Origin of the sequence: Neobacillus niacini NBRC 15566 (assembly GCF_001591505.1) — a bacterium.
Lineage (GTDB): Bacteria > Bacillota > Bacilli > Bacillales > Cytobacillaceae > Neobacillus > Neobacillus niacini.
This window is the reverse complement of sequence record NZ_BCVA01000049.1, coordinates 1-13,435: the sequence shown is the minus strand read 5'-3', so window position 1 is coordinate 13,435 and position 13,435 is coordinate 1. Positions and strand designations below refer to the sequence as shown.

Genomic DNA, 13,435 nt, shown 5'->3' with positions numbered 1-13,435 from the left:
CAGTGGGAAAGTTAACTAACTCTTCATTGAAAAAAAGAATAATGGATGAGTGGATATATGGTTTCTACCGTGTTCAAGGTGTTGACTTTTACAACTTTAATTTTCACTCACATCAAGAATATGAGATTTATTTTTTTCACTCAGGCGATTGTAAATATTTAATTAATAATCGGATTTACGAATTACAGCCTGGTGATATTATCCTATTGGATGGGATGACTTTGCATAAAGCCAATCCAGGAACAGACAGTACGTATACAAGAAGTATGCTTCACTTTTCACCTTTATGGCTGCAGGAATCATTAAATGGACTTGGAATCCCTAATCTGTTAGACCCGTTTAAAAAACTTCATAATTGCTTTCTTCGTACAGGCTATGATGAATTTGGACAATTTGTTGACGGCAGGATAAAGGAAATAGCCCGTTCACTTAGTGATATTGATGAAGAAATGCAGCGGACAGGTAAGAAAAATGAGCTTCTAGAAGCTGAAGTAAAGCTTGAGTTGATTCAATTATTGATGGGCATTTATAAAATGAGTCAAAAAGAATTGTCTCAAGTAACGAGTAAAAGGTCAGAAAAGGAGCTTCATGCCGAGTCCATTGCTTCTTGGATTAATGATCATTATGCAGAAAAAGTTAGTTTAGACAGAATTGCAGAGGAGCTAAGTTTGAGTAAGTATTATGCTTCACATATTTTTAAGGAAGTTACTGGCTTTACGGTGATGGAATATGTGATGGCTTGCCGGCTTAATCAGGTAAAGTATTTGTTGGAAATGGAGCCTGATCAATCGCTAACAGAAGTTGCTCGTGCAACAGGCTTTGAAAGCGTAGCACATTTCAGTCGTTTTTTTAAAGAGAAGGTTGGAACCACTCCATCGCAATATCGTAAAACGAAGCTTAATAGCCATATTCCTGGGAATAAGGAGGAAAAGAATAAATGAATCAAGATTTATTAATTTCGGGATTTTCAGATGAAATCTCATCTGACTTTGATACCCAGCTTGAAGTGGTATCTAATTTAGGGATGAAATATATATCGTTACGTGGAATTGATGGCAAGAATATTGGTGATTTTACTGTTGATGAAATCAAAGAAACGGTACAGCCAAGGCTGCAAAAAGCTGGAATTGGTGTTTCATCGATTGGTTCACCAATTGGTAAAGTCTTCATCAATGATGAAGAAGGCTTTGAAAAGCAAAAACTTATGTTGGACACGCTTTGCCAAATCAGCAATCTGCTTGATTGCAAGTATATGCGGATTTTCAGCTTCTATATTCCTAAGGGTGAGGATGCGGATCCATATCGCAGTCAAGTTGTCAGCAAGTTGAAAGATTTTGCTGCCATTGCAGAAAAATACAATGTAATCTTGCTGCATGAAAATGAAAAGGATATCTTTGGTGATATCGGAAGACGCTGTCATGAAATTTTAACAGAAGTAGGTTCTCCATACTTTAAGGGAATCTTTGACTTTGCGAATTTCGTTCAGTGTGGTGAGGATACACAGGAGTGTTACGATCTCTTAAAAGATGAGATTGTTTATATACACATAAAGGATGCTGTAACAACTGATAGCCAAAACGTTGTCTGTGGGACTGGTGAAGGGAAAATACCTGAATTGTTAGCTCAGTTTATTAAGAGCGGCTATAAAGGCTTTTTAACTCTAGAGCCACATCTCGTTCTCTTTGATTCTCTAAAAGATTTAGAGCTTGAAGATGCGACTGAGATCATAAAGGACAACAAAGGGCTGGATGGTGCCGGCGGCTATAAGCTTCAATATGAAGCACTTTTAGACATTCTTAAAAAAATTGAAAGCGAGGAGATTTAATTATGGCAGATGTAAGATTAGGAATTATTGGATTAGGTGCAGAAGGTGGTATGTACGCTAATTTCATCGCTGAAGGTAAAGTGAAAAACATGGTGATTGGTGCAATCTGTGATAATGATCCTGCGAAAAAACAAGTAGCAGAAGAAAAGTATCCGGGTGTTCCTTTCTATGATAATTATATCGATATGCTTGAAAGTGGTGATGTTGATGCAGTTGTGACAACTGTTCCGCATTACCTGCACCCTGAAATGGGAATTGAAGCACTAAAAAGAGACATTCATGCATTAGTGGAAAAACCAGCTGGTGTTTATACAAAACAAGTGAAAGAGTTAAACGACTTTGCAGCAACTAAGCCTGAGCTTAAGTTTGCCATCTTCTTTAACCAGCGTACAAATCCACTTTATAAAAAAGTGAAAGAAATCATTGATAATGGTGAAATCGGCAGCATTCGCAGTACTAACTGGATTATCACTACATGGTGGAGACCTCAAGGGTACTATAACCAAAGTGAATGGAGAGCAACTTGGGGCGGAGAAGGCGGCGGTGTCCTTGTAAACCAAGCTCCACACCAAATTGACTTGCTTCAATGGATTTGCGGGATGCCGAAAAAGGTTTATGCAAAATTAAACTTCGGCTATCAAAGAGATATTGTGGTTGAAGACGATGTAACGGCAGTATTTGATTATGGAAATGGCGCTACTGGTGTATTTGTAACGAAGACACACGATGTAGTAGGAACAGACCGTTTAGAAATTCATGGCGATAAAGGAAAAATTGTAGTAGACGATAGTAAGAAAGTTACCATCAAGCGCCTGAAACAATCTGAGAGGGAAATGAGCGATTCCATGGATATGTCAGATGTTATGAAGCTGTTTATGGGCGGCGGAGCTGGTGATATATTCACTGAGGAAGTACTTGATTTTGGCAATGTATGGGGACAACAACACATTGCTGTATTAGAAGACTTTGCTTCAGCGATCGTTGAAGGTACACCATTATTAGCACCAGGCAGCGACGGTATTAATGGTGTTAGACTTGCAAATGCTATGCACTTATCAAGCTGGTTAGGCAAGGAAATCGAAGTACCATTTGATGAAGATTTATTCTTAGAAGAATTAAATAAACGCATTGCCGAAGAAGGTAAATATCCAGTTAGAAAGTAAACAACCACATGGAAACGAACTCATCGCTATAAGCTTTGAGTTCGTTTCAAAAAAGGGGAGAAGCAAATGCTGAAAGTTGCAGTTATAGGGCTGGGAACGATTTCACATATCCATATTCCAGCGATAAAAGCAAACCCAAATGCTCAGTTGGTGGCTGTCTGTGATAATAACGAAACCTTATCAAATTCAGTACCAGGAGCAAACTTTTACAGTAACTATGAAACAATGCTAGAAAATGAAGAATTGGATTGTGTTCATATCTGTCTGCCCCATTATCTGCACTACCCTGTTACAAAGGCATGTGTGGAAAAAGGTATAAATGTTTTTCTAGAAAAACCGTTGGGCCTGAACACTGAAGAAGGGCGTGCTCTGGTTCAGTTAGAGGAAAAATACAAAAACATCAAAATCGGTGTCTGCCTGCAAAATCGCAACAATGAATCATTCGAAAAACTTCAAGAGATTATTAGCACTGGTGAATATGGTCCTATTATAGGGGTTAAGGGTCTAGTAGCATGGTTTAGACCAAAAGAATACTATGACGTCCAGCCGTGGCGCGGGCAGTGGAGATATGCCGGTGGTGGAGTAATGATCAATCAAGCGCTGCATACCTTAGACCTTATGCAGCTGGTTGGCGGTGAAATTGAATCAATTAGAGGTTCAGTTGATCAGCTATTGGATTATAACATCGAAGTGGAAGATACTGCTTCCGCCCGTATCCAGTTTAAGAATGGTGCTAAGGGACTATTCTTCGCTACGAATGCAAATGCAGATAATTCTAGTGTAGAACTGGAAGTGCTTTTGGAAAAAGAAAGATTCATCATCAAAGATAGCATCCTGACTAGAGTGAATGAAGCAGGGGAAAAAGAAGAATTAATGGAGGATGCCAAGCTGCCGGGTTCGAAACATTATTATGGAGCCAGCCATGCAAAAACTATTAATCAATTCTATTCCGCTATTAGCGAAAACACAGATGACTATATTCATGCAATAGATGCACTTGCATCCATTGCGATTATTGATGCGATTCACCTGTCATCTGAGAAAAAACAATCAATACAAATGGAGGTATTACAATGACAAAGGGAAAAATCGGCGTTCAAATGATGATGCTCAAGAATAAGGTTGAAGAGCTAGGTGCCTATGAAACAATGAGAAAAGTAAGTGAGCTTGGTTATCACGCTGTTGAAGTTTCTCAAATCCCAATGACAGCTGAGAACGTAGCGGAGATAAAAAGGGCGAGCCAAGATTTTGATATTAAGATTGCGGCTATGTCTGCTGCGGTAGAGCCAATGCTTCCTGGAATGCCTGGTGAGACATTGACAAGTGATTTTGAAAAAATCGTAAACGATTGCAAGACACTTGATTGTAATTATTTGCGAATCGGCATGATGCCGTTAATGGCTATGGGGAATAAAGATTCAATAATGGAATTTATCAACAAGGCCGAAGAGATGGCTCACAGATTAGCTGAGCATGGAATTGAATTGTATTACCATACACACCATTTAGAATTCCAAAAATTTGATGGTGAGTATTTATTGGATATTATTAAAAACAACACCACTAAACTTGGATTTGAATTAGATGTTCACTGGATTCACAGAGCAGGTGTCAATCCTGCAGACTTTGTGAAAGGATATACCGGCCGTATTTCACTTTTACACTTAAAGGATTATCGAATCGGACAAATGGATTTAACCGATATTGACTTCCAGAAGGATATGGGTAAATTCTTTGACAGATTTACGAATACGATTCAATTTGCAGAACTTGGTGAAGGAAACCTTGATCTCAAACCAATCATAGAAGCAGGACTTGAGAGTGGAGTACAGTATTTCTTTGTAGAACAAGACGATACCTATGGACGTGACCCATTTGAATGCCTGGAAGTTTCAGCTAACCATTTAAGAGAACTAGGATTCGCTGACTGGTTCTAATATAGTTAAATAGGAATATACCCAAAAGGCAGTGGATATCCACTGCCTTTTGTGCTGAAATAATACCGATGAAATATTTGTTTTATCAATAGAAAACAATATGAGTTAAAAAATTAGAATTATAAAGCACGTTCAGAGAATGATTATTGTATCTCGGTACAATATAATTACAGTATGTAAATAAAGAGATGCTGATTTGTTTTTAATATAGTGAAAAAATAAAAAACAAAAATGCAGTAAGATTTCACCGCCTTTTTTGTTTCGGTGAAATTTGGTACATTTATAGCCTTGTAGGTATATTCTTACGGAAAAATGGTATACTATCAACAAAAAATTTAGAAAATTAAAAACTTATTGACTATGAATAGCAGAGATGTTATTCTTACTATAATAATTAGTTCATTAAACTAATTAAAAAATAGAATAATAGTTTTCTAGCAATTTTATTTTTTTATTAGAAAATGAAAGGGGTTTCATGGAAAGGAGTGGCAAGTAAAAGGGGACATTTTTAGACGAAAATAGATCGTTATTTTAAACAGGGGATAATTGGATGGAGAACTTTTTTAATATTAGAAATAATGAAAGCGGTTAACTAAGAGGGGGCGAAATCATGTCAAATGTAAAAGTTGAAAAAGGGGATCAATACAACACTGCAAAATTATGGCAAATAGGTTTGTTTACTTTAAATAATACTTCATCAAATCTTCATTTATTTGTATTAGGTTTTGTTACGTATTATGCAACTGGAATCGCTGGACTAGCGGTTATGGTGGTAAGTTCATTATTAATGGCAGCACGGTTATTCGATGGTATTATCGATCCGGCAATTGGCTACATCATCGATAAAACAGAGGGGAAATTTGGTAAGTTTACGCCGTTAATTGTTTTAGGAAATATCATTTCAGCAGGTACAATCCTAATAATCTATAATGTAACGCATCATTTACCAGAGTCTGCACAATTTCTTTTCTTTACTTCGATGTTAATCGTAAATAAAATTGGTTATTCATTGCAAACAAGTGTTACCAAGGCTGCGCAAACAGTTTTAACAAATAATCCAAAGCAGCGCCCATTATATGCAATTTTTGATGGAGTTTATAATGCAGCACTTTTCACTGGCGGGCAAATTTGGGTTTCGGCTGTCCTAGTTGCAAAGCATGGCGGATTTAATCTTGGTTTATTCACGGAATTAAATGGATATGGCTTATTTCTATCAGCAGTATTTGCGGTACTAGCAATCGTAGGTATTTGGTCAAAAGATAAGAAGGAATACTATGGATTAGCAGAAGAAGGAACACAAACAACTCTTCGTGAATATTGGGGTGTTATCAAAGGAAACAAACAATTACAATTGCTTTCCCTTTCCGCGTCTTTTGATAAACTAGCAACGAGTATCGGTCGTTATTCTGTAGTCGGAGTTATGTTATTTGGTATTTTGCTAGGCGATTACGCATTAAGTGGAAAAATTGGTCTTATTACACTAGTACCGACACTATTGATTACTTTCTTAGTAGTTGGAATTGCAAGAAAGACAGGTTTAAAGAAATCCTATGTTACTTCTGCCTGGATTGGAATGCTTTCTTACGCCGCATTAATTGCACTATTCTTATTAATTGATCCTGCATCGGTTTCACTATCTAATATTGGAATTTCGACGATATTATTCTTAGCCTTGTATTCATTAGCAATTGGATTTGCTAGTATTCCAACAACGCTTGTTGTTCCTATGATTGCCGATGTTTCGGACTATGAAACACATAAATCTGGACGGTATGTACCCGGTATGATGGGCACGATTTTCTCATTTATTGACCAGCTCGTTTCATCTTTAGCTCCAACCATTGTAGGTGTAGTGGTAGGTTTCATTGGTTACAAAGAAAAATTCCCTGAGGTTGGGGAAGCGTTAACCACACCATTGTTTGTTGTTACCTTAATACTAGCATTCGGTTTACCAGCACTATGTTTGTTGGTATCAATTACAGCAATGAAATTCTATAAACTAGATCATAAAGAAATGGAAAAAATTCAAGCAGGTATTGCAGAAATTAAAAAAACAAAAGGAAAGAATGACAATATTTCTGCTATATCATAATCAAACTATATCGACCCTGGCATATTGCTAGGGTTTTTTTGCATAAAAAAACCAATCCACATTTTATTTACGTGAATTGGTTAGGATTGGTTCGTGTGTATCGAATGGTAAGTAATCTGTCTTCTCAAACTTCTCAATTAATGTTAATATGAATTTTTTCATGTGGTTAACCTCCAGTGATTTGATACTCTTATTATCAAGTATTTAGAGATTTTTCACAACGCTGCTGAAAACGGAAACAAAGACAATGAAAACGAGAACAATGTTAATGAAAACGTGTATCATCTGCCATTTACTTACCTTTTCTCAGCTTTTCTTCCATTTTCACGGTTTTACAATTTTGGAAAGCATTTACATGAAAGAATACCTCAGTTACTGAGGGTAACACTCTTTTCTCTATTGTATTAATCAATGGATAAACTTAACTCTTTCACTTCTAAGAAGTTCTTAATCGCTAAGGCACAGGCTCCCATACTACAAGCATTTTTACCAAATTCTGAAATCTGCAGTTTTCGATATTGGCCCACTGTGGAAGTTAAGTGTGCTTTGATTTCTTCTAATGCATTCGGATACAATCGGAGCAATTCGCTATTAATCACTAAAATCTCTGGATTATAAAGATTGATAATATTGTTAAGACCATAAGAAAGAAACTTAATATACTCTTTCATTAACGTATACGTAACGGGATCTTGTTCTATTAACCAATCATAAATTTCCTTATAGGAGATATGTTCTTTATGATGACTTTTTGCTAATCGCTTCATAAAGCTTGATTCCGAAGCGTATTGTTCCCAGCAGCCTAGATTCCCGCAGCGGCAAGGAAGACCATCAGGTACAATAATCATATGACCAATTTCACCGGCATAGCCATCGCAGCCTTTTAGTAATTTACTATTTACCATAATTCCTAGACCAATCCCTGAATACAAACTAACTGATAGTAAGTTTTCACTTTGGTAATGTTTATAGACGATTTCTGCAAACGAACATAGATTAGCGTTATTTTCTATATATATATTGACACCGGTTTCATTTTGCAAATCTACCTTTAAATTTTTGTTCTTCCATTGATGGCGCGGGACAAAATAAATGGTTTCATCGTTATTAACGATACCATGAATTCCAATGACAACACCAATTAGCCCATAGGGTGCATGAGAACATCTTTCCTTATAGTGTGAAATCTGGTTCGCTAACATTTCTAGGATGAGATTGTAATCAGATGATTTTATTTCGATAGAATGTGTGTCCAGTGCCAAACCGCTTAAATCAGATAAAGTGAATGTTATGACACTCTTATCCAGGTCGATTCCTAAAGAATATCCTGCTTGACGGTTAATCGATAGCATAATAGGTCGTCTTCCTAGATTTTTATGTTCTTGCTGGGTTTCTATAAGTAAGTCTTCTGCTAATAATTCTGCTGCCTGTACAGATATAGTAGCTTTGTTTAAGCCGGTAATCTTTGCTAAGTCTGCTCTTGATATCATGCCATGTTCAATTATTTTACTGATAATTAAAGATCGATTAATCTTTTTAATATATGAAGCATCGCCAGTGACCATATCAATCACTTCCTTTCCTAAATTTCAAATAAAAAAGATCAATATTTTTTCGTATGCAGGTTTGCATATTCATTGACGGAAACCATCCATAATGATATTATACAGGTAATTAGTTTGTTTGGTAAACAAATTAAATTAGTTTTGATAATTTATTTTTACATAAGGGAATTTGAAAGGGATTACAGGTGGATGATTTGGTGTATTTCCATACATGGAATATAATTCCCTGTGAGATACTTAATATATAAAAGGAGTGAGAATAGTAATGGGCATTTTACAAGATTTATTGAAAGACATTCCAGTACCAAAGATGGCAAAAGTTAAAGTGAAGTTTGATGATAAAAAGATTAATGATCTAGAGCCAATTTTGATGGAAAAGCTACAACAAGAACATATAAAAGCAAAAATTCAACCTGGAATGGAAATTGCGGTGGCAGTTGGAAGCCGTGGTCTTGACCGCCTTGTTGAATTAACTGCCGTAACGGTGAAGTTTTTAAAAGATTTAGGAGCCAAGCCATTTATCGTACCGAGCATGGGAAGTCATGGCGGCGCAACTGCAGAAGGGCAGCGAGAGGTTCTAGCTCATCTTGGCGTAACAGAAGAAAGTGCAGGCTGTGAAATTCGCTCTTCTATGGAAGTAGTGAAAATTGGAGAACTGCCAAATGGGCTTCCTGTTTACGTTGATAAGTATGCTTCAGATGCAGATGGCATCGTCGTCATCAATCGTGTGAAGCCCCATACGGCTTTTAGGGGTCCGGTTGAAAGCGGCATTATGAAAATGATCAGTATTGGGTTAGGGAAACAGAGAGGTGCCGAAGCCTGCCACCAGCTAGGCTTTAAATATATGGCAGAAAACGTACCAGCGATGGCAAAAATGATTATGGAGAAAAAGCCATTACTTTTTGGTGTGGCAACGATCGAAAACGCCTTTGATAAAATTGCTGTGGTGGATGTGCTTTCTCCTGAGGAAATTATTGAGAGAGAAGCAGACTTACAGGCTAAGGCAAAAGAATTATTACCAAAGCTGTTCTTTGAACAATTAGAGGTTCTTGTCATTGATCAGATTGGTAAAAATATCTCTGGTGATGGAATGGATCCGAATATTACTGGTAGATACCCAACTCCATATGCCCACGGAGGACCAGATGTAAACAAAATGGTCGTCCTTGGATTAACGCCGCAGACAGAGGGAAATGCCAATGGTGTCGGAACTGCTGATTTTACAACCCAGCGTTTAGTGGACCGTATGGACCTTGAGGTAACCTATGCAAACGGGTTAACTTCTACTGTTGTAGCACCAACAAAAATTGCCACGACCTTACCAAACGATCGTGAAGCGATACAAGCGGCCGTTAAAACAAGTAATATCTTAGATTTTACAAAAGTTAAAATGGTTCGCATTAAAAATACATTAGAGTTAAGTGAGATTGAAGTATCAGAAGCATTGGTTGAATATGTAAAGCAGCATCCAAACATGGAGCTGATTTCAGAACTTTATGAACTTCCATTCGATGAAAAAGGAAACTTATATTAAAACTAGGGAGAGTTGAAACATGACAAACTTATTCGATTTAACAGGTAAAACCGCAGTAGCAATTGGAGGAAATGGTGTACTAGGTTCAGCAATGGCAAAAGGCTTGGCTGAACACGGGGCGAAAGTGGCAATCGTTGGCCGTAACTTAGAAACTGCAGAAAAGGTCGTGAAAGAAATCGTAGAAAATGGCGGAGAAGCAAAAGCGTTCTCAGCAGACGTAAGCTCAAAGGATTCTTTAGTAAAAGTTGCAAATGATATTGAGCAATGGTCTGGCGGCTGGGATATTCTATTGAATGCTCCAGGAACAAACAGCCCAACACCATTTTTTGATTTAGACATGGACGAATACGATAAAATTATGGATATTAACTTAAAGGGAATTGTAATGACTTGCCAAATCTTTGCGAAACGCATGATTGAACAAGAAAGAAAAGGAAGTATTATTAATATTTCATCTGTGTCTTCTACAACTCCATTATCAAGAGTATTTACGTATTCTGTTTCAAAAGCTGGTCTTAATAGCGTGACTCAGTTCTTAGCACGTGAATTCGCTACTAGTGGAATTCGTGTAAATGCCATTATTCCAGGATTTTTCCCAGCAGAACAAAACCGTAAAATTTTAGACAAAGAAAGAATTGAATCCATCATGGGTCATACCCCAATGAATCGCTTTGGAGAAGCAGAAGAACTTCAAGGAGCTACTGTTTTCCTTGCATCAGATAAAGCTTCAAGTTTTGTAACAGGAGCATTACTCCGTGTTGACGGCGGATTTGGAGCTATGACAATTTAATTCTTGGACATATGGTTACTGTCCATTTAATATGTTAAATAGTGGATTATTCAGATAGTACGTGGGGAGATGAGACCTTGCTAACAGAGAAATATAATAAATTACAGTCTATTCTCCGTGACATGGAATCAGTCGTTGTAGCATTCTCAGGTGGTGTAGATAGTACATTTTTACTAAAAGCAGCTGTAGACACATTAGGGGAAGATCATGTCTTAGCGGTCACAGCAGATTCAGAAACGTATCCTTCTAGCGAGCTGGAAGAGGCAAGGGTGTTAGCTGAAAAAATCGGCGTTAAGCACCAAGTCATTGAAACATCTGAATTGGCCATTCCTGGTTATGCAGAGAATAACAAAAATCGTTGTTACTTTTGTAAAAGCAGTTTATTTGATCATTTAATTCCGGTAATGGAAGAAAAGGGATTCCATAATGTCATTTATGGAGTTATTGCTGATGATATGAATGAACACCGACCAGGAATGCAAGCAGCGAAGGAGAAGGGGATACGTGGCCCTTTATTAGAGGCAAATTTGTTTAAACAAGAAATCAGAGAGCTTTCACAGCAGTTTGATTTGCCTACATGGGATAAACCATCCTTTGCCTGCCTATCCTCAAGGATTGCTTACGGTGAATATATTACAAAGGAAAAGCTGACAAAGGTTGAGCGGGCAGAAAGCTTTTTAAAAAGTCTCCATATTCGCCAAGTACGCGTTCGTACGCATGATGAAATCGCTAGAATTGAAGTAGAACCTAATGATATGAAAATCGTTCTAGAAAATCATGATTCCATTGTACGAGAACTCCAAGAGTATGGGTATAAGTATATTACTTTGGATTTGCTAGGATATCAGAGCGGAAGTATGAACAAGGTGTTATCGTAATAAAAAAAGAAGGCTTTGGAACTTTCCAAAGCCTTTTCTAACATAAATGACAACATTGATAGTTGAAAAGGAAGATGAATCGTATGTCAAGAGAGTTCGTAATGGGACTAGATATCGGAACTACCAGCGTAAAAGCGTGTATATTTGATATCAAAGGAAAACTAATAGCAGAAACGGAGAAAATGAACAGCTTTCATTATCCAGAGCCAGGCTGGTCGGAACAAGACGCAATTGAAATTGAACGTTCTGCAGTACAGGCAATCAAGGAAGTCATTGAAAAAGCTGAGATTAGTAAAGATGAGTTAATTGCTCTTGGTTTTTCAGCTGCGATGCATTCACTTCTTTGTGTGGATGAAAAGGGCAGCCCAATTTCTCCTGCGCTCATTTGGGCAGATGGAAGAAGCTACGCCCAAGCAGAAGAAGTAAAAGGAACGATTGGGAGCAGTGTATATGCAAAAACAGGCACACCTATTCACCCGATGACTCCATTTAATAAGCTTTTGTGGATGAAAGAAACAAACTATCAGCCTTATAAAGAAGCTGCATATTTTATGTCCATAAAGGAATATTTACTCCAATGCTGGTTTGGTCAAAGAGTCATTGATTATTCAATGGCTTCTGCTACAGGTTTATTTAATCCTGCATCGTTGGATTGGGAGCCTGAATTATTAGAGTTGACTGGAATCACCAGGGAACAGCTTTCTGAAATTGTCCCTCCAACAAAAGTGTTGTCTGGGCTAACAAGAGAAATTGCTGATGAAATGGGAATTAATCAAGGAATGCCATTTGTAATGGGTGCGGCAGACGGCCAATTGGCAAACCTGGGAATTGGCGCTATTTTGCCTGGAGAAGTGGCTGTTTCCGTTGGGACAAGCGGCGCGATTAGACAAATCAATAAAGGTGTAAAAATTGATGAAAATCAAGAAACTTTCTGTTACTCCTTTACAGCTGATTCAACGATTGTAGGCGGACCGACTAATAATGGCGGCATCGTCTTACAATGGTTAAAAGATCTTTTAAATGACCAAAGAGATTTTACTGAATTCTTAGGGGACGCAGAAAAGGTAGCACCTGGTGCAGAGGGTATCCTGTTTCTGCCTTATCTAAATGGGGAAAGAGCACCCGTATGGAATCAAAAGGCCAAAGGTAATTTTTACGGAGTTTCAATCACTCATAAAAAAGAGCATTTTATCCGAGCTGTTCTTGAAGGGATAACGTTCAATCTCTATCAAATTGGAAAAGCACTGGAAAGATTAGCGGGTGAGCCTGAAAAAATCTAGGTTAACGGCGGCTTGGCGAGATCACCATTATGGCTGCAAATGATGGCTGACATCTTTGAAGCGGAGATTTATGTATCTGAAAGCCATCACAGCGCCGCATGGGGAGCAGCATGGACCGCTCTCGTAGGCATTGGCAAAGTAGATTCTTTTGAAGATATCAAAAAGAATATCCCAATGGGTGATCCAGTGTTGCCTAATAAGGAAAAAAGTAAAGTGTATAAAGCTCTTTATGAAAATTATGAAAAGCTTGCTAAGGATATGGTGAAGTATTTCTAAAAGAGAGTTGCAGCTTGAGGACAAATCGTGTTATTAGTGAGTGGGGATTAGTGCTCAATAAGGGGTCTTGAGGACAAATCGTGTAAAGAAACCAA

The 13,435-nt window shown here is 37.6% G+C and carries 10 protein-coding genes and 1 pseudogene; 10 read left to right on the top strand and 1 reads right to left on the bottom strand.

The annotated features are described in order from the left end of the window. The first annotated feature begins 41 nt into the window (after window positions 1-41). The 6 genes from BANA01_RS24285 (at window position 42) to BANA01_RS24260 (ending at window position 7,017) form a co-directional block, all read left to right on the top strand. Window positions 42-941, top strand: a complete 900-nt coding sequence (locus tag BANA01_RS24285) for an AraC family transcriptional regulator (RefSeq protein WP_169803743.1) — start codon at window positions 42-44, stop codon at window positions 939-941. After that, entirely contained in the window at window positions 938-1,825 is an 888-nt protein-coding gene (locus BANA01_RS24280) for a sugar phosphate isomerase/epimerase family protein (protein ID WP_063255013.1), read from the top strand. The genes BANA01_RS24285 and BANA01_RS24280 overlap by 4 nt, the downstream gene beginning before the upstream one ends. A gap of 2 nt (window positions 1,826-1,827) precedes the next feature. Beyond that, entirely contained in the window at window positions 1,828-2,988 is a 1,161-nt protein-coding gene (locus BANA01_RS24275; protein WP_063255012.1) for a Gfo/Idh/MocA family protein, read from the top strand. Window positions 2,989-3,054: 66 nt separating this feature from the next. Beyond that, window positions 3,055-4,065, top strand: a complete 1,011-nt coding sequence (locus BANA01_RS24270; protein WP_063255011.1) for a Gfo/Idh/MocA family protein — start codon at window positions 3,055-3,057, stop codon at window positions 4,063-4,065. Beyond that, a complete protein-coding gene (locus BANA01_RS24265) occupies window positions 4,062-4,925 on the top strand; it encodes a sugar phosphate isomerase/epimerase family protein (protein WP_063255010.1) in 864 nt (287 codons plus the stop codon). The genes BANA01_RS24270 and BANA01_RS24265 overlap by 4 nt, the downstream gene beginning before the upstream one ends. Before the next feature lie 610 nt (window positions 4,926-5,535). Next, window positions 5,536-7,017, top strand: coding sequence for an MFS transporter (locus BANA01_RS24260; protein WP_034673706.1), 1,482 nt, complete (start codon window positions 5,536-5,538; stop codon window positions 7,015-7,017). Window positions 7,018-7,421: 404 nt separating this feature from the next. On the opposite strand, the gene BANA01_RS24255 is transcribed toward BANA01_RS24260, so the two are convergent. Next, window positions 7,422-8,582 carry an ROK family transcriptional regulator gene (locus BANA01_RS24255; RefSeq protein WP_063255009.1) on the bottom strand — a complete coding sequence of 387 codons (1,161 nt, stop codon included), beginning with the start codon at window positions 8,580-8,582 and terminating at the stop codon, window positions 7,422-7,424. 265 nt (window positions 8,583-8,847) lie between these two features. On the opposite strand from BANA01_RS24255, the gene BANA01_RS24250 reads away from it, so the two are divergent. The 4 genes and pseudogenes from BANA01_RS24250 to BANA01_RS24235 all read left to right on the top strand — a co-directional run bounded on the left by BANA01_RS24250 (window position 8,848) and on the right by BANA01_RS24235 (window position 13,340). Then, window positions 8,848-10,116: a nickel pincer cofactor-dependent isomerase, group 22 gene (locus BANA01_RS24250; protein WP_034673700.1), complete on the top strand. Its 1,269-nt coding sequence runs from the start codon at window positions 8,848-8,850 to the stop codon at window positions 10,114-10,116. Window positions 10,117-10,135: 19 nt separating this feature from the next. Further along, window positions 10,136-10,906 carry an SDR family oxidoreductase gene (locus BANA01_RS24245; protein WP_034673703.1) on the top strand — a complete coding sequence of 257 codons (771 nt, stop codon included), beginning with the start codon at window positions 10,136-10,138 and terminating at the stop codon, window positions 10,904-10,906. 77 nt (window positions 10,907-10,983) lie between these two features. Next, window positions 10,984-11,784, top strand: a complete 801-nt coding sequence (gene larE, locus BANA01_RS24240; protein WP_034673704.1) for an ATP-dependent sacrificial sulfur transferase LarE — start codon at window positions 10,984-10,986, stop codon at window positions 11,782-11,784. Window positions 11,785-11,858: 74 nt separating this feature from the next. Further along, window positions 11,859-13,340 (top strand): annotated as a pseudogene (locus BANA01_RS24235) (gluconokinase). Window positions 13,341-13,435: the final 95 nt, after the last annotated feature.